General features: G+C 68.0%; 15 protein-coding genes and 1 pseudogene. 12 read left to right on the forward strand and 4 right to left on the reverse strand.

Annotated features, from left to right (window positions below; all coding sequences use genetic code 11):
- Positions 1-527 precede the first annotated feature (527 nt).
- From OG736_RS00005 to OG736_RS00045, 9 genes are all read left to right on the forward strand, one after another.
- On the forward strand, positions 528-923 hold the full coding sequence (locus tag OG736_RS00005) for an ankyrin repeat domain-containing protein (protein WP_327180482.1): 396 nt from the start codon (positions 528-530) through the stop codon (positions 921-923).
- A gap of 43 nt (positions 924-966) precedes the next feature.
- A complete protein-coding gene (locus OG736_RS00010) occupies positions 967-1,491 on the forward strand; it encodes an SMI1/KNR4 family protein (protein ID WP_327180483.1) in 525 nt (174 codons plus the stop codon).
- A 21-nt stretch (positions 1,492-1,512) separates the two neighbouring features.
- The gene (locus OG736_RS00015; RefSeq protein WP_327180484.1) at positions 1,513-3,921 is read left to right on the forward strand and encodes a DEAD/DEAH box helicase; all 2,409 of its coding nucleotides are present in this window, start codon (positions 1,513-1,515) and stop codon (positions 3,919-3,921) included.
- A gap of 190 nt (positions 3,922-4,111) precedes the next feature.
- The gene (locus OG736_RS00020) at positions 4,112-4,786 is read left to right on the forward strand and encodes a TnsA-like heteromeric transposase endonuclease subunit (protein WP_327180485.1); all 675 of its coding nucleotides are present in this window, start codon (positions 4,112-4,114) and stop codon (positions 4,784-4,786) included.
- A gap of 53 nt (positions 4,787-4,839) precedes the next feature.
- Positions 4,840-6,999: a TnsB C-terminal domain-containing protein gene (locus OG736_RS00025; RefSeq protein ID WP_327180486.1), complete on the forward strand. Its 2,160-nt coding sequence runs from the start codon at positions 4,840-4,842 to the stop codon at positions 6,997-6,999.
- On the forward strand, positions 6,993-8,015 hold the full coding sequence (locus OG736_RS00030) for a TniB family NTP-binding protein (RefSeq protein ID WP_327180487.1): 1,023 nt from the start codon (positions 6,993-6,995) through the stop codon (positions 8,013-8,015). The genes OG736_RS00025 and OG736_RS00030 overlap by 7 nt, the downstream gene beginning before the upstream one ends.
- Positions 8,016-8,121: 106 nt before the next feature.
- Positions 8,122-11,064 carry a Helicase associated domain protein gene (locus tag OG736_RS00035; RefSeq protein WP_327180488.1) on the forward strand — a complete coding sequence of 981 codons (2,943 nt, stop codon included), beginning with the start codon at positions 8,122-8,124 and terminating at the stop codon, positions 11,062-11,064.
- A 47-nt stretch (positions 11,065-11,111) separates the two neighbouring features.
- Positions 11,112-13,253: a P-loop NTPase fold protein gene (locus OG736_RS00040; RefSeq protein WP_327180489.1), complete on the forward strand. Its 2,142-nt coding sequence runs from the start codon at positions 11,112-11,114 to the stop codon at positions 13,251-13,253.
- Positions 13,254-13,297: 44 nt separating this feature from the next.
- Complete coding sequence (locus tag OG736_RS00045; RefSeq protein ID WP_327180490.1) at positions 13,298-13,882, forward strand: hypothetical protein; 585 nt, start codon at positions 13,298-13,300, stop codon at positions 13,880-13,882.
- A 531-nt stretch (positions 13,883-14,413) separates the two neighbouring features.
- Here OG736_RS00045 and OG736_RS00050 read toward each other — a convergent pair.
- The gene (locus OG736_RS00050; RefSeq protein ID WP_327180491.1) at positions 14,414-15,124 is read right to left on the reverse strand and encodes a PRC-barrel domain-containing protein; all 711 of its coding nucleotides are present in this window, start codon (positions 15,122-15,124) and stop codon (positions 14,414-14,416) included.
- A gap of 991 nt (positions 15,125-16,115) precedes the next feature.
- Positions 16,116-16,881 (reverse strand): annotated as a pseudogene (locus tag OG736_RS00055) (transposase family protein).
- Between the two features lie 366 nt (positions 16,882-17,247).
- Between OG736_RS00055 and OG736_RS00060 the strand changes: the two are divergent.
- Complete coding sequence (locus OG736_RS00060; RefSeq protein ID WP_327180492.1) at positions 17,248-17,757, forward strand: hypothetical protein; 510 nt, start codon at positions 17,248-17,250, stop codon at positions 17,755-17,757.
- Positions 17,758-17,815: 58 nt separating this feature from the next.
- Here the strand turns inward: OG736_RS00060 and OG736_RS00065 are convergent, their stop codons facing one another.
- Positions 17,816-18,073, reverse strand: a complete 258-nt coding sequence (locus OG736_RS00065) for a hypothetical protein (protein ID WP_327180493.1) — start codon at positions 18,071-18,073, stop codon at positions 17,816-17,818.
- 850 nt (positions 18,074-18,923) lie between these two features.
- On the opposite strand from OG736_RS00065, the gene OG736_RS00070 reads away from it, so the two are divergent.
- Entirely contained in the window at positions 18,924-19,838 is a 915-nt protein-coding gene (locus OG736_RS00070) for an NADP-dependent oxidoreductase (RefSeq protein WP_327180494.1), read from the forward strand.
- Positions 19,839-19,872: 34 nt separating this feature from the next.
- Entirely contained in the window at positions 19,873-20,352 is a 480-nt protein-coding gene (locus tag OG736_RS00075; RefSeq protein WP_327180495.1) for a MarR family winged helix-turn-helix transcriptional regulator, read from the forward strand.
- Between the two features lie 345 nt (positions 20,353-20,697).
- Here the strand turns inward: OG736_RS00075 and OG736_RS00080 are convergent, their stop codons facing one another.
- Positions 20,698-21,621, reverse strand: coding sequence for a hypothetical protein (locus OG736_RS00080; protein WP_327180496.1), 924 nt, complete (start codon positions 21,619-21,621; stop codon positions 20,698-20,700).
- Positions 21,622-21,633 lie beyond the last annotated feature (12 nt).

Below are 21,633 nucleotides of genomic sequence, written 5' to 3' on the forward strand. Positions count from 1 at the left end.
ATGCCTCGGCAAGCCGAGGCATAGAGCAGGAATTGCGCAAGCGCATTGGATTCCCGCGTAAACGTGGGAATGAATTCCGTAAACGGAATTCGAAAGCGTACCTATCCGCGCAAGCGCGGATAGGGGATTCCCGCAAGCGGGAATCCTGGGCGTCCGCTGCGCTCCCGCCCTACCGGCTTCGCCGGGCAGCAAGGGGTGAGGGTGCATCACATCGTCTGCTGTGTAGGGTCTGGGGATCCCCATCAGTACCCCGGTAGCGGATGTGACGGGCCGCTGGCCTGACTCGGTGTCAGTCTCCATCTCGGTGATGGGCTCCGCTGCGCTTCGCCCCAGAGGGTTCCTCGTTCTGGACGTCCGCCCGCTCAGCCTCTGCCGGAGTCCTGTGAGGTGTGAACTGGTGGTGCACTCTCAGTCCGCTTGAAGGGAACCGCAAAAGAGTATGCATCACGACGATGCACTGTGTAAGGTTTGGGGATGCTGCACCATGGCTCTCCGACGCGCAGTGAAATACCTCCTCTTATGAGTTGATGTTCGAGCATACGGCGGGAGAAGCCTTGGAAAGAGAATTCATCATCGCTGCGGTTGAGGGCATCGAGAGATGGACGCCTGTGCATCAGGCGGTAGAGATGGGTGAGTATGAGACGCTCGCCGGGTTGCTGGATGCTGGGGCTGACCCGGACGAGATGTGTTTCGGTCTCACGTTGCTTATCCATGCCATTGATGTCGAAGGAGACGGCCATCTTCAGTCGGGTCACCCGCTGAGCACGGCTGCTACGGCGATCGTGCTGGCTTACGGTGCTGATCCACGGTTGCCGGCCGAAGACGGTGAGACTCCGTTGCAGGTCGCGAAGTCCTACAACCATGAGCCGGCCGAGCGACTGCTTCAGCGCTTCCTGGCACCTGTAAAGCCAGTAGCTGGATGAAACGCCTTAGTCCCGCTGAGAGGAATTACCAATGCTGCACCCGGTGGTCGATCGTATCCGGCAGGTGCTTCCGCCCCCGCCGTCGGGCGGCGACATGATCGATTGGGAGATGCTCGCTCACTCTACCGGCTGGGAATTCCCGACGGACTACAGGGAGCTCGTCGAACTTTACGGAGGGGGAGAGATTGATGAGTATCTGTCCGTGCGTACGCCGCCTGTTGAGGGATCTCCCTTCGGGAGTCTCTTGGAGGGCGTGGATCCGGCTCTCCCCCCGGACTGCCGTGCCGAGCTGGCCCCCAGTCTTCCGGCTGATGAGGAGCCGAGGCTGCTGCCGTTCGGCACGACAGCAACCGGCGATGTCGTGTTTTGGCTGACCGAAGACGTTCAGGAGAAGTGGAAAGTCGTCATATTCAGGCGGCATGCGCTCTACGGGATGAAGCGATGGTCAATTTTTGACGGTGGCATGGCCGACTTCTTGTGGTCTCTCCTGAGTGGGTCTCTCGAGCCTTTCAGCCAGAACTTTTCGGATGGTGAGCCGCACACGTACCTTAGTTGGCGCGACGACTGAGGGAATGGCGGTAGCGCGAGGATGACAGTGAGACTGCGTGACCATCAGATCGAGGCCATCGATGCCATCGTGCGTGGCCTGGACGTTCCTGTGGGCGGTATTCCTGCTCATGGGCTGCGCGGGCAGGTACACGCCGCGTGTGGCACGGGGAAAACCCTCATTGCTGCGGCGTCGGCGAAGCGGCTTGTTCCGAAGGGACGCAAGCTCGTTCTGGTGCCGACGCTGGACCTTCTGTCTCAGACCGTGAAGGCGTGGCATGAGGCCGGGCACACGGGGCCGGCGGTTGCGGTGTGCTCGCTCCAAGACGACCCGGAGTTGTGGAACTTGCGGGTGCGCTCCACCACGAACCCCGTGCAGTTGGCGCTGTGGCACGGCCAGGGGCCGGTGACCATCTACGCCACGTACGCGTCGCTGGGGGTGCTGGCGGAGGCGTTCGAGGGTGTGTACGGGCAGCAGTTGGCGCCGGTGGACCTCGCGGTGGTCGATGAGGCGCACCGGACGTCTGGGTCGATGGGTAAGGCGTGGGCGGACATCCACGACCAGAGCGTCATCCCGGCGCACCGGCGGCTGTATCTGACGGCCACACCGCGGATCTGGGAGGAGCGGCTCAACCGGGAGGTCGCCGAAGGGGTGCGCGATCCGCTGCCGCGGGAGATGGCGGCCTCCATGGATGACGAGGCCGTGTTCGGGCCCGTCCTGTACAAGCTCTCACTCGCGTCCGCGGTCTCACGCGGGCTGCTGGCGCGGTATCAGATCATCGTCCTGGAGCTCCAGGACCCCCTCGTCACTCCGGAGCGGCTGATGGGTGAGGAGCGGCGTGGTGAGGAGGTGCGGGGGCAGCGGTTGGGGGCGCTGCAGGCGGCGCTGTTGCACGCCATGAGCCGGCATCAGCTCCAGACCTGCATCACTTTCCACTATCGGACGATAGAGGCGCAGGCTTACGCGGAGGGCCTCGAGCGCGTCGCCGCCAAGCTGCACGCGGACCAGCCGGGAACGTACCCGTCGAAGGTCTGGGCGGACTGGCTATGTGGCGAGCATGTTCCTGAGCGTCGACGGGAAGTTCTTGGTTCCTTCGGGTCAACCGCGCAGCAGGCCGTGCTGTCCAACTGTCGTGTCCTGGGCGAGGGCGTCGACATCAGAAGTGTGGACAGTGTTGCCCTGTTGGATCCCAAGGGCGCCCCTCATGACATCGTCCAGGCCATCGGCCGTGCTCTGCGGCAAAAGCCCGGGCAGGGGAAACTGGCGTCGTTGATCGTGCCGGTATTTCTTCAGCCGGGAGAAAAGCCGGAGGATATGTTCACCTCCGGGTCGTATAGGCCGCTTGTGCAGGTATTGGCTGGACTTCGGGCGCATGATGAAGAGGCCATCGAGTTGTTGGCCATTCCTCAGGAGCCGCAGAAAGATGTTGCGCAGCCTTCGGTGGATATTGGTGTGGCGCCGGAGGAGGGTGAGGAGGAATCACGGTTGCTGCTGCGTTTCGCGGCTCCACGTGACCCGGTCATGGTCGCCCGGTGGGTCTCTTTCAACGTGATCGACACTGAACGGCAGGACTGGGCCCGCGGCTGGGCCGCGCTGCGCCGGTACGTCGAGCGCGTAGGCGACGCACGCGTGCCCTACGACCACAAGGAAGATGCTCATCCGCTGGGGCAGTGGGTCGCGGAGCAGCGACGGGCTTACCGGGCTGGGCAGATGACCGGCCAGCGCGCCCGTCGGCTTGAGCAGCTCGGCATGGTCTGGGATGCCGCGGATGCCGCTTTCGAGGAGAACCTTGCTGCCTGCCGCGCCTACTTCGAGCAGCACTACACCCTCTGTGCGCCGCGTACAGCCGTTGCTCTGGGCAAGCCCGTCGGGCAGTTTGTTTCCAATCTGCGCAGGCCAGGTGTGTTGGACAGGCATCCTGAACGCGCTGCGGCGCTGGCTGCGATCGATCCCGACTGGAACCCGGCCTGGCCTGTCAGCTGGCAGCGCCATTACGCGGCGGTCCGTGAACTTCTGCGCGACGAGGGCGGCCAGACCGAGGTGCAGCCCGGCGTCACTGTTAGCGGGATGGACGTGGGGGCGTGGCTCGCCAGGCAGCGTCAGCCGACCGTCTGGCAGGCCTTGACAGGCGGGCAGCGCCAACGCCTGGAGCAGCTCGGCATCAAGCCGCCGGCCCAGGAGCCCGAGGCGGTGCCCGTGAAGGCACCCACGACGCCCCTGAGCACCTTCGAGAGGGGTGTGGCGGCCCTGGCTCAGTACAAGGCCCGCACGGGCACTTCGGGTCCTGTGAGCCGATCTCACGTAGAACGGCTTGAGGATGGGTCAGAGGTTCGGCTTGGGGTGTTTCTGAGCAACAGCAAGAGCCGCCGGGCCAAGCTGACAGCCGACAAGCTGGCCGCACTCGCCGCACTCGGGCTGGAATGGACCGTAGAGCAGCCCGAGCACGGCTGACAGAACCTCCGTGAGCCAGCGGGACCGACGGCCTCGGAGCCTCCGGCACGCGCTCCCTTTGGCTGGTTATACCCATTACCGGGTGAGTCGATAAGCCGTTGGGCTCTGTGTGCGAAGGAATCGGGATGCGGCAACGGCCGTGCCGGCCGATGTCGGAGCTGTGGAGGTCCGGTTCTTGGCTGCGGGCGGGATGACTCAGTGTTCGCCGTGGTCGGCAGCGGCCGCCGAAGTGGCCTTCGAGCAGTGTCCGCCGCTGAGGCCGTTTCCAGTCCGCAAGGGCAAGCGCACGGCGCCGGGATGGTGGTGGTCGGCGACCACCGGGCGGCTTGTGCACTACGGGTCAGGGGCGATGCGGCTCCATCTGATGCTGCTCGACCGCGATCCACGCGTCCAGGGTCTGGCCGGCCGACCACTGGAACTGCGGTGGCAGGCGCCTGGCGGAGTGCGTGCGCATGCCCCGCAGGTGATGCTCCGGCTCGCCGATGGCCAGGGGGTCCTGGCGGACTGCACCACCAGAGGAAAGCTTTCTCAGCGGCAGAGGTCCCTCGCGGCGGTAGTCGGCGAGGTGTGTGCGGCGGCGGGCTGGCGGTACTGGGTGCTGGGGCCGGTCGATCCGGTCTACCGGGCCAACGTGACCTGGCTGTCCGGGTACCGGCATCCGCGATATCGCGGAGGACAGCAGCTGGCCACGGCGTTGCGGAAGTCGTTCGCCAGCCGTACGCCGTTATGGGAGGGCGTGCGTCGGGCCGGGGATCCGATGGTGGTCCTTCCCGCGCTGTTCCATGCTCTGTGGGCGGGGCAGCTGTCCGCGGATCTGGATGCTCCGATGCATGAGCGGATGCCGGTGTGGGCGCGGGCGGTGTGATGGGGGCGAGCGGCCGGGGGCCCGGCGGGCCGGTGGTCGAGGTGGGGTCCCGGGTGCGGTTCGAGGGCCGGACGTGGATGGTGGCCGCCCTCGTCGGCGGGCAGGTGCGGCTGATCGCCGAGAACGGCGAGATGGCGGCACTGCTGCTGGGGCTGTTGTTCGGCGATGCGGAGTTTGAGGTCGTGGACGCTCCCGCCGCCTTGCAGGTGCCGCCCCTGGGCCTGCTGGAGTCTCTGCCGGCACCGGTGCGGGAGCGGGCGCTGGCGTGGGAGCGGCATGTGCGGGAGGTGGAGACGGGGCACCCGGACGGCTCCGGTGTATCCGGCCTTGTGCGGGCTGGCTACGACCCGGCTGTGCGGACGCTGGCGCAGCGGGAGGAGGCGAAGGCGGCGGAGTTGTCGGCGGCGGGTATGGCGACCAGCGCGGTGACGGTGCGTCGGATGCGGGCCCGCTACCGCGACGGCGGGGTGTGGGGACTGGTGGATCAGCGGGTTGCGCGGCCCCGTTCTGCGCTGGGGCGGGCGGATGAGCGGGTGGTGGCCGCTCTGCGGGAGGTGTTGGAGGTGGGGCGGGATCGCTCCAGCGGGACGCTGGGGCGGCTGCGTGTGTACACCGAGCGGCTGCTGGCCGAGCGGCACGGCCCCGGTGCGGTGCCGCTGCCGTCGACGGCGACGTTCAACCGGCTGGTGCACGCCCTGGCTGACGGGGGCGGGCTGTTGGGCAGTGCGCGCCAGCGCCGCTGGCGCTCTGCACGGCCGGCTCCCCCGTTCGTGCCGACGACAGTGATGGCGCCGGGTGAGCTGGTGATGATGGACAGCACCGTGCTGGATGCCTTCGTGGTGCTGGACGACGGGGTGGTGGAGCGGCCTGAGCTGACCATCGCGCTGGATGTGGCGACTCGCAGTATCTGCGCGGCTGTGCTGCGCCCGAAGGGGACCCGCAGCGTGGATGCGGCGCAGTTGCTGGCGCAGATGATGGTGCCCGCGCCGATGCAGTCCGCGTGGCCCGAGGCGCTGGCGATGCAACGCTCGGTGATCCCCTACGAGCGGCTGCTGAGCGTGGACGCGCGCCTGGAAGGGGCTGCGGCACGGCCGGTCATCACTCCGCGGATGGTCGTGGTCGATCAGGGCAAGGTGTTCGTCTCGTCCTCGTTCGTCGCCGCCTGCGGATCGCTGGGCATTTCTTTGCAGCCGGCTCCGCCGGGCAACGGGCCGGCCAAAGGGCATGTGGAGCGTGCGTTCTCCTCGATCAATACGCTGTTTGCCCAGCACGTGGCCGGCTACACGGGTTCCCACACCGGTGAGCGCGGCCGGAACGCGCAAGGCGAGGCAGTATGGACGCTCGCCCAGCTGGACGACCTGCTGCAGGAATGGATCGTCTGCGGGTGGCAGGAGCGCGAGCACGACGGCTTGCGGCACCCGATGATGCCCCGCCGTGCTCTGTCGCCGAACGAGATGTGGGCGGCGCTGGTCGGCGTTTGCGGGTATGTGCCGGTGCCGCTGGGCCGTGAGGATTACATCGAGCTGATGCCCCTTAAACGGCAGAAGATCAACGACTACGGCATCCGCATCGACTACCGCACCTACGACCATCAGGTCCTCAACCCCTACCGCGGCGAAGCCTCAACGGCGGCAGACGGGCTGTGGGAGATCCACTACAACCCGCACGCTCCCGACGAGGTCTGGGTGCGCCTGCCCAAAGCCGGCCGGCCGCAGGGGTACGGGTGGGAGGCGGTGCCGTGGATCCACCGCACCCTGGTCAGCGCCCCGTTCACCGACTTCACCTGGCAGCACGTCAGGCGCACCGTCGCCCAGCGCGGCAGCCGCGTGAGCCACGAACACGACCTGGCCCTTGCCCTGCGCGAGCTCCTGGAACGCGCCGCCGCCGGACACGGCAGCCGCCGGGACAAGGTCGTCGCCGCCCGGGCCCGCGCCCATGCCGTGAACGAGGGCGGTGCGGTGTGGGGGATCCTGTACGGCCAGCCACCGTCGGCCGCAGGCGGCGGCGCCGGCCGGGACGACGTCCTCGAGGGCGGGGAGGGCACCTTCGAAGACGAAGAGACAGCAGGCGCAACGGGCGGTGGATGCCAGCCCTTTGAGCCCGCCGCCACCGCAGGCGTGGCAGCGGCCGGGACCGCAGACGGCCAGGCACCTCCCGTGCGAGATTCCACGATCACGGTCTACGACCCCTTCGAGGAATCACTGCGATGGTGAGCGCCTTCTCCAACGACGCCGCCGGGTTCGCTCCCCTGGCCGCTCCGACTCTCTGGCAGGGCTGGGACGCTTTCGTCCACCGGGCTGCGGCGCCCGCATGCGACGCCGCGGACCCCGCCTGGTCGCAGACGGAGCGGGAGGACTACCACTCCGAACTCGCCGTCATGCGCACTCCGGCCATGGACAGCGTCTTCACCGCCGTGCGGCGGCTGTTGTTGGTCAACCGCCGCCAGCAGGCCGGCGCCCGGCGCGGCCTGATCATCTCGGGTCCGGCCACGACGGGTAAGACCACCACGATGATGGCGCTGGGGCGGTCCTTCCAACTGGCCGACGCCCGCCAGCACCCCGGCCAGGACGGCAGAAGGCCGGTGCTGTTCATCAGCGTGCCTCCGGCCGCCACCCCGAAGATGCTCGTCAGCGAGTTCGCCCGGTTCCTTGGCATGCCCGTCACCGACCGCCTGAACCAGACCCAGATCACCGGTGCCGTGTGCGACCTGCTGTGCGAACTGGGCACCCAGCTGGTCCTCATCGACGACGTCCACCTCCTGGACACCCAGCGGCGCGCCGGCGCGGAAACCTCCGACCAGCTCAAGTACCTCGGCGAACGCATCCCCGCCACCTTCGTCTACTCCGCCATCGACATCGAGACCTCATCCCTGCTCAGCGGAGTGCGCGGCGCACAGATCGCCGGCCGCTTCAAGATCTTCCGCCACCGCCCGCTGGCCTACGCGACCGAACAGGACCGGACTGTCTGGAACGACCTCGTAGGGGCCATGGAAGACCTGCTGCGGCTGCGCGCGCACCGGACCGGAACCCTGGTCCAGCACGCCGCCTACCTCCACGCCCGCACCGCAGGGCGGATCGGCAGCCTCTCCCACCTCATCCGCGAAGCCGCCCTGGTCGCCATCACCGAAGGCACCGAACGGATCACCAAGCAGCTGCTCGCCGAGGTCGAACTCGACGCAGCCGCCGAAACCCAGGCCCGGCCGGCCCGGCCCGCACGACGGAAGCGGTAGGGCATCCGCAATGGCGCACCGCTCCAGCACGCCCGCACCCGCCCGTCTGCCCCGGGGCAGACGGGCGGGACGCGAACGGGCAGCATCCGGCGGGATCGTGCCCACCATGGGTGGCGGCGCGGCAGAACGCATCGCTCCGTTGAGCGGGGAGCTGACGCTGTCGTTCCTGGCCAGGATCGCCGTCCGCTACCACCTCGGCATCCGTGACGTGCTGGCCGCCGTCACCGATGTCGGCGGCCTGCGCAACCTCACCGGGATGCTGTCCCCGGACAGCGAGATCCACCTCAACGCCCAGGCCCGCGCCCGCGTTTCCGCACTCTGCCACGTTCCGCAGCACGTGCTCGAGCAGGCACTGCCCGCATGGACGAGGGAAGAACCGAGCGGAAAGCACGGGACCGGCCCCGCCGGGCGACTGCTGCGCGGTGAGGAGGCCGTCGCCGCCTGGGGGCCGGCCTGCCCCGCATACACCGCCGCCCGCACCGGACGCGACGTGCCCGCCCGCCGGTACCTGGCACCCGAGCAGCAGGTCTGCGCACGCCACCGGTACTGGCTCCTCTACCTGCCCCACACCAGCGGGCTGCCTGTGCCCCTGGGCCGCTGCCCGGAGGTGATCGAGGCCCAGCGGCGGCACGTCCGGCTGCTGCACCGCTCCCCCGCCGCAGCGCCGGCCTTCGAAGTCGCCCGTGCCGTCACCGGGACCTGGTGGGAACAGCCCTGGCCCCACGAGGAACAGCAGTGGCCGGCACGCCTGGAGGCGACGCGTCCCATCGAGGCCGATCCCAACTGGTGGAAGGTGGTCGCCCGCGACCTGATCACCTATCCCGAGGCCGTCGCCCTCGCACAGGTCCTGGCCAGCCCCCGCCGGCAGCAGCACACCCTCACCCAGGCCCGCGGCCATCTGCCCTACCGCCTCGGCGAGATACCCACGCTGCTCGCCGAACTCGCCGACCAGCTTCACCGGCCCTGGCTCGCCCGCCACCTCGCCGACGTCACCCACGGCCCGCTGTTCACCTGGGCCCACTCCTTGGTACACACCCGCGCCGCCCCGACACCCGCGGCGCAGCGAACGCTGTGGAAGGTGCATTCATCGCACCGGCCCCGCCCTCTCAGCGACCTCCTCCCCCAGCCACCAGCTGCCGACGGCACCCCGCCAGCGCCCCAGCCGAAGCCGGCCAAACGGCTACGCGGCCACAGCCTCCAGGCAGAGCACGCCTTCGAAAGGAGCCTCGCGCACGCCCACGTCTACCACCAGCGGCACGGGCATCTGGCCGTCCCCAAGGAAGACGCTCCCGACGGCTACCCGCTGGGCGGGTGGTTGTCCGGCCTGCGCACCCGCCACACCCGCATGCCCGCCCACCAGGCCGCCGCCCTCCACGCGCTGTACCCGTGGTGGAACGCGCCCTGGAGCACCCTGTGGCAGCGCACCTGGCACCAGGCCCGCGACCACACCGACACCCACGGCCCGCTCCAGTCGGCCCGCGGCTTCCCCACCACCAGCTACAGCCTGGGCGAATGGCTGTACCTGCAGTGCACCCGCTACCCCGCCCTCCACCCCGAGCAGCAACACCTCCTCACCCAGATCGGCATCACCGCCGCAGCGGCCGCCGCCGCCCGCCCCAGACGACGCAACATGAGAGCTGGCGCTCAAGAAGCCCTCGCCCACGCCCGCTCCTACACCGCCGAACACGGACACCTCGCCCAGGTCAGCGCGACCACCGTGCACCACGGATACCCGTTGGGACGATGGCTCGCCGGCCAACGAAGCCAGCAGCAACGCAAAGTCCTGTCCCCCGAACGGCAACAGGCTCTCCATGCCATCGACCCCTGGTGGTGCCCGCCCTGGAACCTGCGCTGGCAACGCCACTACTACCGCGCCCGCGACGCCGCAGCCAGCCGCCCCCTCCATCCCGACAACGGCTTCAGTGACCTCGACGATTCTGGGACTGCCGACTGGCTGTGGCGCCAGTGCGCCACGTACGACGAACTCCACCCCGAGCAACGGCAACTCCTCACCGACATCGGCATCACCACCGAGGCAGCCCGCACCGCCCGGGAACACGCACGGACAGCCCCGAGAACACCCGCTGCCACCTCGGGCCCGGACGCGGACGCGGAAGGCACAACCGGCCAAGCCAGAAGGGCAGCAGATCCTGCACCCCCCACCAGTACGCGGCGCGCACGGCGTGCCGCCGAACCGAAGCGTCCCCGCGCCCCTCGCAGCCGCCTCGGGCACCGCCCCGATCTGAGGCCGGGCTTCGAAGCAGCCCTGGCACATGCCCGCACCTACGCAGCCCAGCACGGCCACCTCGCAGCCCCCCGCGACACCCTCCACGACGGATACCCCCTGGGCGCATGGCTGTTCAGCCAGCGCAACCGCGCCAAACAACGCGCCCGCGACCACCTGCCGCCCTCACCCCACCTCACCGAACTCACCGCGATCGATCCGTGGTGGAACCCACCCTGGGACACCGTTTGGCAGCGCAACTACTACCGCGCCCGCCACCACATCGAAGCCGGTGAACCGTATGACCCCGTCGCCCGCATCCCGGCACCGAGCACCGTCCTGGGCAGCTGGATCACCCGGGCATGCCTCCAGTACGACCAGCTCCACCCAGACCAGCAGCACCTGCTGAACACGATCGGCATCACCGCTCAGACAGCCGAACAGTGGCCGCCCAGCCCGCGCCCCCGGCCCCACGCCGAAGCCCTCACACACGCCCGTACCTGGGCCAGCGAACACGGCCACCTCTGCCCGCCGATCAAGACCGTCCACGACGGCTTCCCCCTCGGCGAATGGCTCAACCGCCAGCGCGAACTCGCCAAGAAACGCAGCAGCCCCTCCCCCACCCAGCAAGCACTCGCCACGATCGACCCCTGGTGGAACCCACCCTGGCCCATCCTGTGGCAACGCACCTACCACCACGCACAGGCCGATCCCCGCCACCCGACAGCCCGCCACTGGCTCCAAAACCAACGCCACCGCTGGCTACTCCTGCACCCCGACCAACAACACCTCCTCACCCGCATCGACGTCGCCCCACCGACCTGATTCGCCAACGCCCGTACCCGGGCCCAGCCTGTCCCGACAATGAGCAGATGGCCGACGCGCGCTTCTTCAACGACGAGCCCTTCCTCGACTACGAGGAAGGACCTGACCTGCTCGGACACGGACAGTACGCCCAGCATGTGCTCAGCCTGCTGGACCGGGTACGAGGCCAGACCGAAACCGGAGTCCTCGCGTTGATCGGTCCCTGGGGCTCGGGAAAGTCCAGCGTCCTGGGCAAGGTGACACGCCGGCTACGGGAAACGGAGAACGGTGAAGGCTGGCTGGTCGCGGAACTCAACCCGTGGCTGTACTCCGATCTGGAGTCGCTGACGCTGGCGCTGTTCAGCGAGATCCGCGAAGCCCTGCCGGATGACGGACGGTGGTCCGATGCGCGGGAGAAGATCGGCGGATTCGGAAAAGCCATCAGTCCTCTGGGGAAGGTCACTGCGCTCTTCGGCCTGGACTCGGAGGGACTGATCCAGGAGGTCAGCAACCGCATCAGCGGCGACACGAGCGCGTCCGCGGCCAAACACAAAGCCGAGGAAGCCCTGCGCAAAGTGGGCCACCCGGTCCTCGTCGTCATGGACGACCTGGACCGCCTCACCCCAGAAGAGCTCCTCGTCGTCTTCAAACTGGTACGCCTGGTAGGCCATCTACCAGGCGTGTACTACCTGATCAGCTTCGACGAACGGACCCTTCTGGACGTCCTGCAACGCAGTGAGCTCGTCGGCAACAGCGAGCCACGCGCACGCGACTTCCTGGAAAAGATCATCCAGGTCCGGCTGGATCTTCCCGCCTTCCGCGAGCGCGACGCCGACCTCCTGGTCGACCGCTCCCTCGCCGCAGTCCTCGCCTCGCACACCCTGGCCTTGACGCCCGGAGAGCAGCAGAGGCTCTCCGAGGCCTACTACCGGTACCTGCAGGCCCGGCTGCGCACCCCGCGCGCCATCAAACGGTTCTTCGGCCAGGCGGACGCCACCCTCGGCCAACTCACCGGCAACGTCGACATCGTCGACTTTCTGCTCGTCACCTTCCTGCGCACCAGCGAGCCCCGCGCCTACCAGTTGCTGTGGCAGCACCGAGCCGAACTCACCGGCACCAGCATGAACCTGCCCTCACGCCGCGACGAGCGGCCCGAACAACATCTCGAGCGCTGGCGTGCCAGGCTGCAGGAGGCGGGCGTCGCCGAGCAGCACCTGGACGGCGTGATCGGCCTGATGGGGATGCTGTTCGCACCAGTCCGGCAGGCTCTCGGCCATGGCATCGACTTTCAGGCCATCGCGCGACGGCGCGGCATCGGCAGCATCGACTACTTCGACCGGTACATGGTCTTCGGAGTCCCCGACGACGACCTTCCCGAGCACACCTTCGACACCGCCCTGCAGCAACTGGCCGACAACACCCCAGGCACCGAAGCAGATGAACTCCTCCTACGCCTGCGCGACGACACCCAGCGCATCACCCGCCGCATCGGTTACAAACGCGCCGCCGGCACCCCCCTGCCGGCGGCCGCGCTCCTCAAAGCCGCAGCCCCGCACTACGGCCACTTCACCGCCGCCCCTCAAGGGGCCCTCGGCCTGTTCACTGCGGACCGCGCCATGGACTTCCTCGCAAAAGACCTCCTGACCGACCTTGCCGAGCCCGACCGGCCCGCAATCCTCAAGACCATGGCCGAGACCCCTGCCGGAGCCGTCCTGGCTGCTCGCACCCTCCAACGCGTCACCAGCCGCAACGACTCCGATACCCCGGACCACACACAGGCAGCAGCCACGCCCGACTGGATAGGTGATGCCCGCTCACTGATCAGCCGCGAGATCGAACGGCACATCGCCCCCGCCGCAAGCCGTCCTGTCGACGAACTCACCGAGCTGGAGATCACCCTCATCTGGGCATGGCGCCACACCGCATCCGAAGCCACCCGGGTCTGGATCAACCAGCAGTTCGACGAGACATGGACCCCGCTCGACCTCCTCGCTGTGCTCCTCCCGCCCGACCGGGCGCCCTTCCCTGTCATCGACGACGCCACCGTGCAAAGCCTCGACGCGCTCATCGGCCTCGAAGCGCTGTACAGCCGCCTCGGCCCGCTCCTCGACACCCCCGCAGCAGACCCCGACAGCTCCCAGGACGAACACCGAGCGCGCATCCTCCAAGCACTGCGCGAACACCGCGGCAACGCCCCGAGCAGCGGCTGACGATCACCCGCCCCACACCTCCCGACAAGAGGGACTAGCAAGCCGTGACAGACAATCCGCTCGCCCTCGCGCCCGAGCAATGGCAGCGCCTCGCCGCCGCCCGCCAGGCCTACACCGACACCGTCAGCCCCTACTACGACGAGACCCTGCAAGAAGTGACACGACGTGCATGCACCAGCGGAAGCATCGGCAAAGCCGACATCGGAGCACTGCTGATGTGGAAACGGCTCAGAGCCGACACCCCCTGGGCGGCCGAACTCATGGCGCTCGCAGACACCGACGTACGCCGCGCTACCGCCGAAGCCACGACCGCCGCTCAGGACACCACTCTCAGCCGCTGCACGGGAGCACAAGCCGGCCGCGCCGCCCTCGCCCACCTACCAGGCTTCCGCACTGGTGACGCCCTCGCCTCCGCCGTCCTCACCGCGGCCGCACCAGACCGCATGGCCATCTACGACCGGCGAGCCCACAACGGACTGCGCACCCTCGGCATCACCCTCAGCCACGCACCCGGCCGCTACAGCCGCTACATAGCAACGATCGACCAACTCCTCGCAGCCGCCCCAGCCCCAATCCGCACCTGGACCCCACGCGACATCGACACCGCCCTGTACTGGATGACCGCATAGCAGCACTCAACGAATCTGATCAACACGCCCGGAAGATGCCCACACCTGACTAACGCCCGCTCCACCTGACAAAACAGCAGCTCAACGCAGAGAACTGAAACCCCGGTCCCCCATCACCAAGCCGTTACAGCTCGGCCTCGGAGCCCTATCGGCCCCAACACCAAACTGATCACCCCAGGCCAGCCCACCACCCACTGATCAGAAAAACCGCCCCTGGACAGCCAGCAGTTGGCGGATCTCGGCCTGTTCGACTGAGGGTCTGTCAGTGGCTTTTGTTCTCTTCTCGGATCATCCGTCGGAGGCTGGTACGTGCTGCCGGGATGAAGGAGTGGCGGCTCACTCAGCGCGCTGCCGCCGCACGTCGCGGAGCTGGCCCGGAAAGTCGCCGGGCACAGGTGCCACAGCCGGCACCCGGCGTCGTTGGACGATGCGCCCCCGAGTCGGGCCCTGGGAGTCATGACTGATCCCCGGGCCCGCGGTCCGGGGATCAGCTTTCTTGCCCCTCGCGTTGCGGTGCGCACCGATGCGACTTCACGGCATATCGGAGCGGCCTTGCTGTTCTTCGGTGATGTAGTACTGGCGCAACTTGGCCCGTTCGGCCTCTCCGCGTTCAGTGTCGCGCATCGGCTCGTCGACGCTCGTCGATGCCTCGCGGTCCCTGGGGCTGTCGGAGGCGGCGGAGACGGTGTCCTTCTCCTGCTCCTTGCCGCTGCGGGCGATGCCCGACGCGGTGGTGCCGTCGTAGCCGCTCTGCGGGGTGGCAGTGTCGGGGTGCTCTTCGCCGCTGCGGGCGATGCCCGACGCGGTGGTGTCCTCGTAGCGGCTCTCCGGCGCGCCGGCAGTAGTGGTGTCGGGAGAAGTCGTTGCGCCGGCGTGGGCCCAGCCGCCTTCACCTGGCTGGTTGGCTTGCTGCCAGGCGGCGTCCCAGGCAAGGCCGTAATACTCGTACAGGTGGTGCTCCTCCTGTACGGACAGGTGGCCGCCTGCGTCGACGTCGATGTGGGGCGCGTCTTTGACCTTGTCCTTGGAGTAGGGCACTTCCAGGTGGCCCTCGACCACTGCGGCGTCCTGGATGGGCACGAAGGACTCACTGGTGCCGAACAGGCCCGTTTTGACGCTCACCCATTCGGGACGACCGGTGTCATCGTCGAGGAAGACGTGCTTGGCGTCGCCGATCTTGTTGCCCTCGGCGTCGTAGACCGGATGATCCAGCACTGTCGGGATCTGCTCTCGCGTGATCATCTCTCCTCCCACTTCCCTGTGTGATTACCGGCTACCTTCCGTGTCCCAACCGTTCGTCTGCTCTCTGTTGATCATCGCGCTTCTCTTTCCATGCGCCTCCCCATCCGGCTAACCACAAAATGCAGCAGAACACACGAATCTTCGCTTTTGTCATGGATGCGTGTGTGGGGTGTGCGCGTCCCTGTACGTCCAGCTACCCGTACGACATGGTGCGAACGGTGCAACGCCATGCCACCGCGAATGCACTGGTCGAGGGCAGGCACGAGGTGGTCGTTCACGTCCGCAACCTGGCCCGCCTCGCCGAGACCGGACAGGCCGCCTGGTGGAAGGGCGTCGTCACCGGTGATCTCGCCGACGTGGACGAGATCGCCGAAGCGGCCTGCTGTACTCCTACCACCTCGCGGAAGCCCCAGGAATCAAGCTGGGCGGCTATCCGGGCTGGGCCCAGGAACCGGTGTGGCCCGACCGCGAAGGGTGCGGCAGCCGGATGGAGCACCTTTGACCGTGTCCAGCTGGGAATTCGATGGTGAGTCCTGGTGCACTTGGCTTCCCGTGGAGGACCGAGTCGACGAGAACTAATCGGGCGGCCGACGATGGAAGGGCGACGCCCACAACCCGGCCGGACTGTGCCTCGGCGACGCCGGAGGCGTCTACGTCTTCGAGTGCCGTATCTGTCCTGAGCGCCCCATCGGGCACTGGTTCGACTGCTCGTAACAGCCAGGCGGTCTCGGGCAGCTCCAACCGCTCCAAGAGCGCCTTCCGCTGCGAGTACGCAGCGCCTGGGTGGCCACCAAGCCGTGCTGGCAGCTGCCCGCGGACACGGCCCGGCCGGCTTCCTCGCAGGGCTCAGAGCGCGATTGGTCGGTACTTCAGAGCCTCATCGACAATCTGCTCCGCAGACGCGTCCTGAAGGTCGTCCGAGGGGTGGAAGACCAGGTCACTCACCCGGGGAAACACGTTCGCTTCCAGGAGCCTCAGACCGTGAGCATTTTCAGCGTTGCCTCTCCAGGGTGAGTACGGCCTTGGCGATTGACGTCATGCGGTTGGGGCTGATCCGGGATCTTCGGAAGATTCGCCAGGACTTCAGCAGTGCCATGCCCCGTTCGACGGGTGCCCGGGATGTGGCCAGTGCCCGGTTGACCGTCTGCTGTGTTGGGGAAAGCTGCCCGCCGGGCGGTCGTCTGCGCCCGGTGGTGACCCAGGGGCCGGCGCCCTGGTAGGCGCGGTCGGCCAGGACGGGGACACCTTGGCGTTCGCAGATCCGGATGATCCGGTGAGTGCGGGCCGCGGTCAGGTCGTGGCACCGGCCGGCAAGGCCGGCGGGATCCACAGCACCTGCCCGGTCGGGTCGGTCACGACCTGTACGTTCACGCCGTGGCGACGGTGCTTGTGCGAGTAGTCGGCCCGGCCGTCACCCACCCGGTCGCACTCGGCGAGTGTCCCGTCGAGCAGTACGTACTGCGGGTCGTGCTCGCGCAGGACCTTGAGCAGGCCCGGCGCCCGGGCGGCCAGGAGGCCGATCACCGCGTGGTGCAGGCGTGCGCGGTGCCGGCCGAGATGTCGAAGCCGGCCGAGATGTCGAAGCCGGCGGCTATCTGGGCCAGGGTGTCGTGCTTTCGCAAGTACACCAGAGTGACGAGCGCGCGTTGGTGCGGCGGGAGCTTGCAGCGGCGGTCACCCTCGAGGGTGACGATGAGCATGGTGACCCACTTGACCAGCGCATGAGGCAGGTCGAGTGCGGCAGGACAGGAGACCAACGAGGCGCCTGCGCTGATGAGTTGAGACTTCGAACACCTCCCTCAACGGCACGGGCGCCTCGTGCGTTGCGCTCTCGCCGCCGTCACCCCATCGGTGGCCACCCTGAAAACGCTCACTGCTCGGACCGTTGCCGGGTGCGGGCCTGCCGTCAGCGGCGGGCGTCGCGGAACGGCGTTACGGAAACGCCATAGCCGAACGCCTCGCGAACACCTCTAATAAAGCGTGTCGTACAACGTGATCAGCGCTGGCCTCCAGCCATGAACTTGCGCCATCAGAGTGCAACAACATCCTGCCTCGATCATGAGGAAGGAACCCGGGGGACACCCCTCCAAAGGCTAGTAAGTTGAGCGCCTCGGGAGGAAACCGTGGACAAGTCACTGTTGACCCACATCGACGCCGCCGCAGGCAGCGGCAAGGTGACGATCTCGGCGGACGATTCCACCATCCTAGGGATCGTCAAGGACGCCATCAAAAACGGCAGGACCGCTTCGTTCTACCTGACGAAGAGTCAAGCCGAAGCGTTCAAGCTCTGGTACTGGACGCCTGAGCGGATCAAATCTGCGGGGCTCCGGGTGGTGTCGGACGACGAGAAGGAACGGATCAAGTCCGAGTTGGGCGTCGATGTGGGCACCTTCCGGTGCAGTCGCATTGAGTGCGTGTGCGGACACACATATGGAGGTTTTGAATTTCTGCAACAGGGGATTCGCCAACATGGCCCTGACGCCGTGAGGTCTGTATTTGAGCTAAAAAACTCAAAACTCCTCCAAGTGAACACCACCCTCTTGGCGATCTGCCCAAACTGCGACGAGCTGCTGGGGCGTGGCATCACGTACGAGGGCGATGAATACGCAGGGTGCTCTTGCTGCCAGGAGTAAGCTCCTGCGCGGAAGAGGGTGAGAGAGAATCCATTGTCGTCAATCGCCGCCGCCGTCCTCACCCTGGAGCGGCAACGCTGAAAGAGCTCAGTAGTCGCTCCCCGCCGAACTCCTCCAGGCTCCTGCTGCCGTAGTACTCGGCGAAGTCGAGGGTCACGTAGTCGTGCCCGGTCATCGCGTTGAAGGCCTCGATCGCCTCGCCCGCCGCCTCCGGGCGGGCAGCCAACAGGTCAGCGATCCGCTCCACCTCGGCACACGGCTCGTCCAGCCGCTGCCGACTCACGGGCGGGGGCAACAACTCCGGTCTCAAATCCACAGCCGAATTATGTCCGTCCGTGCCGACACGCCCGAGCCGAGCCCTCTGGGTGCTGCCAGTTCCCGTCAACATTTCCGGACATCTCGATCAAGAACCGATGTCAGTCCCCGACATTCCCTCTCCGTCCTCGCCCACGAAGCCACACGGCAGTGTTCGTCGTCGGTTACAGCGGCTGCGCACGCACGCTGCCGCCTTGAGCAGGCTTTCACTGATCTCATCGACTGACACCCGACTGCTGCTGTCCCAGCGCCGCCCAATAGCGGCCTGCCTGCTGTCTTCCACTCGGCGGCACGTCTGGCTGGTGGTGGACGTGGGGCCGCTGGGCCCGGCGGGGCAAAGAGCCCTGACGGAGTGTCTTTCGGTGACTCCTCCCTCTCGTGGACGAGGGGGATTCTCGCCATACCGGGTTGGTGCCGCGACGGACCGGCCCGCGGCACGGCTGGAGCAGCCGGGCTTGTCGCTCTGCCGGCCGGGAACATCGGCTACCTGGTGCGGGCTGCGCGGCGCACTGCGCTCTACCGGCGGGAGCCCCGCCCGGGATCTCCGACGCTGTGGCTGCCGAACGGTGCGAACCAGGCGGCCGCCCTGAGGTCGCCCACGCCCATGGGCTGGTTCGCTCCATGTGCCACTGGACGACTGCCGGCGTTGCGTGCCCCCGCCGCCCGGGCCGGCTTGCCCCGGCGCCGGTCCTGGCCCAACTCGCCGATCACGCCCGCATCTACGACGACGGCACGTGCCTCGGAGATGTCACCGAAGCGATTACTTGGCTAGCCACCTATTCGGTGCTACTTTTATGTGGCTGGCCACAGAAAGTGGTCGGCGCGGCATCTCACCTGAGGAGAGCACCGTGATGAAGGCCATCGTTTTCGACGCGTTCGGCGGCACCGAGGTTCTGCACGAGGCGGAGATCGACATTCCTCGGCCCGGCTCCGGCCAGGTCCGCGTCCGGGTACAGGCTGTCGGCGTCAACCCGGTGGACGGCAAGATCCGCTCCGGTGTCATGGAGGCCATCTTCCCCACCACGCTGCCCGCCGTCCCCGGCGGGGAGATCGCCGGTGTGGTCGACGCCGTCGGCGAGGGCGTCGACCACCTGAAGGCGGGGGACGAGGTCCTGGGCTGGTCCGACACCGGTTCCTACGCCCAGTACGCCCTGGCACCCGCGGCCGTCCTCGCGCCCAAGCCGGCCGGCCTGGACTGGACACACGCCGCCGCCCTGCCCGTGGCGAGCGACGGTGCCGAACGCGTACTGGACCTGCTCGGCGTCACCTCGGGTGAGACGCTGCTGATCCACGGAGCGTCCGGCGCGCTCGGCACCATCGCCGTCCAGCTCGCCGTCGCACGCGGCGCCCGCGTCATCGGCACGGCCGGAGCCGCCAACCAGGAGTACGTCACCTCGCTCGGCGCGACCGCGCTGGTCTACGGCGACAACCTGGTCCAGCGGGTCCGCGAGCTCGCCCCCGAAGGCGTCGACGCTGTCTTCGACGCCGCGGGCAAGGGCGCACTGGAGGACTCCATCACCTTGCGCGGCGGCACCGACCGGATCGTCACCACCGCCGACTTCCGCGCCCGCGAACTCGGCGTCGTCTTCGCGGAGGGCCCGCAGCGCCGCTCCGCCGCGCGGCTGGCCGAACTGGCCGAACTGGCCGCCGACGGCACACTGGTGACCACGCTCAGCGCCACCTACCCGCTGGCAGAAGCCGCCAAGGCGCAGCAGGCCAGCGATGCCGGCCACAACCGCGGCAAGATCGTCCTCACCGTCAGCTGAGCGATCACCCCCATCTTGTGGGCAGGGAGCAGAAATGTCCGACACCACCGCATCGGGACTGCCGAACACGGCGTGCGACGGGCGAATGAGCTATGCCGTCTTCCAGCTCGCCCGCGCCCACCGCGGCCACGCCGCCGCCATGCTGCGCGCCCTGAACCTGCACCCGGGACAGGAACTGCTGCTGATGCAGCTCTTCGACCACGACGGCCAGACACAGGCAGAACTGCTGGAGCGTGTCGGCCTCGACCACTCCACCGTCTCCAAGTCGCTGCGCCGCATGCAGGAGGCCGGGCTGCTCACCCGGGAGACCGCTCCCCACGACCGGCGGGTCATGGTGGTCAGCCTCACCGATGCCGGCCGTGCCCTGCAGGAGCCCATCGCCGACATGTGGCGCACCCTGGAGCAGATCTCCGTACGCGATCTGACCCCTGACCAGGTCGAAATGTTCACCGCGTGTGCGCACACCATCGAGAAGTCGCTCAGGGACCACAGCCGGCAGGCACCCGTCGGGTGATCAGGCACGGCCAGGCGGTCCGCTCGCCAGGCCGACCGCCCCTGCCCCGCGCGCAGAGCCAGGGCGCCCCGAGGGCACCCCTCGCTCTGCGCGGGGCGGCAAGAACCTTCTGCGGACGCCCCGACGCCGTATCGGTGGCGCATCACCGCGGCGGTTGAGGAACGCACGTGTACGCACGTTGGCGCACCGTGCCACCAGCGCCGCACGGGCGCAGACCCCGCCGTTCGGCCGGTGCACAAGAAGCGCCTCCAGGGCGCGCTCCGTCCCGGCGGTGTCGGCCGCCGGTCGGCATCGGCGCATCACCCCGCCTGCGGAACTCTTGCCCGGCCTTACAGGAGGAGCGGTTCAGGGAGCGGGGCAGCTGCGCAGCGTCTCCAGTGGCGCTGTCACGCAGTACCGATCTCCTGTGGCGGTGACGGTCCCGGGGAGGGTGAACACGGCGATCCGCGAGCGGGGCATCGTCACCGCGCCGATCCGGCGCATCAGTTTGAAGGGCTGGGCTTGGCTCGTCCTGTGGTAGAGCCCGACCGGAACCTCCTGGTCCTGCTGGAAGCCGAAGATGACCAGCTGGTGCCTCCGGCCGCGGATCCAGCCCTGTCCGGGAGTGTCGGCCACGGTCACCTCTTGTCGGTACGAGGTGTTCGTTCCCGCCTGTACGGCGCTGGTGGTGACTGCGCCGGCCGTGACGAGGGCGTCGCGGGCGGGGGAAGGCGGTACGAAGTCCCACACATTGCTCTCCAGCAGGCCCTCGCCCGCGTCGAACACCTGCAGCTGACGTCCGTTGAAGAGCGTCTCCGGGGGTTCGAACCGGCCCACGGGGAGCTCGCCGGAGGCGGGTGTCACCGTTGTGCGGTAGCTGCGGGTACCGACTGTGACGGTCACGGTGACCGGCTGGTCCGTCGAGAATCCGTGCAGACAGAGCGCGACGGGGAACGCGAGCGGAACGTTGTCGGGGCCGTTCATTCCGCTCAGCCAGACCGCCGGCGAGGTGGCGAACGAGGACGGCAGCTGCGCCAGGTCGGAGATGCAGTCGGGACCTCTGCCGCCGCCTCCCGGGTGCAGCACGAGCTGTCCGGCCAGCACCACGGACTTCTTCTTTTTCTTCTTCTTGGTGGGGCGCGCGCCGATGGCCTGGTCTGTGGCCGGGCTCGCGGACCGGGCCGTTGCCGTGTCCGCGGTCCGGGCGGTGTCCCCGCTGTCCGTGCCGCATCCCGTCGCGGCGGCCATGCACAGCAGCGCGAGCCACCCTGCCAGTTGTCGACGTCTCATCGCGTGGTGTTC

The sequence above is a fragment of the Streptomyces sp. NBC_01334 genome, from assembly GCF_035983595.1.
GTDB classification, from domain to species: domain Bacteria; phylum Actinomycetota; class Actinomycetes; order Streptomycetales; family Streptomycetaceae; genus Streptomyces; species Streptomyces coriariae.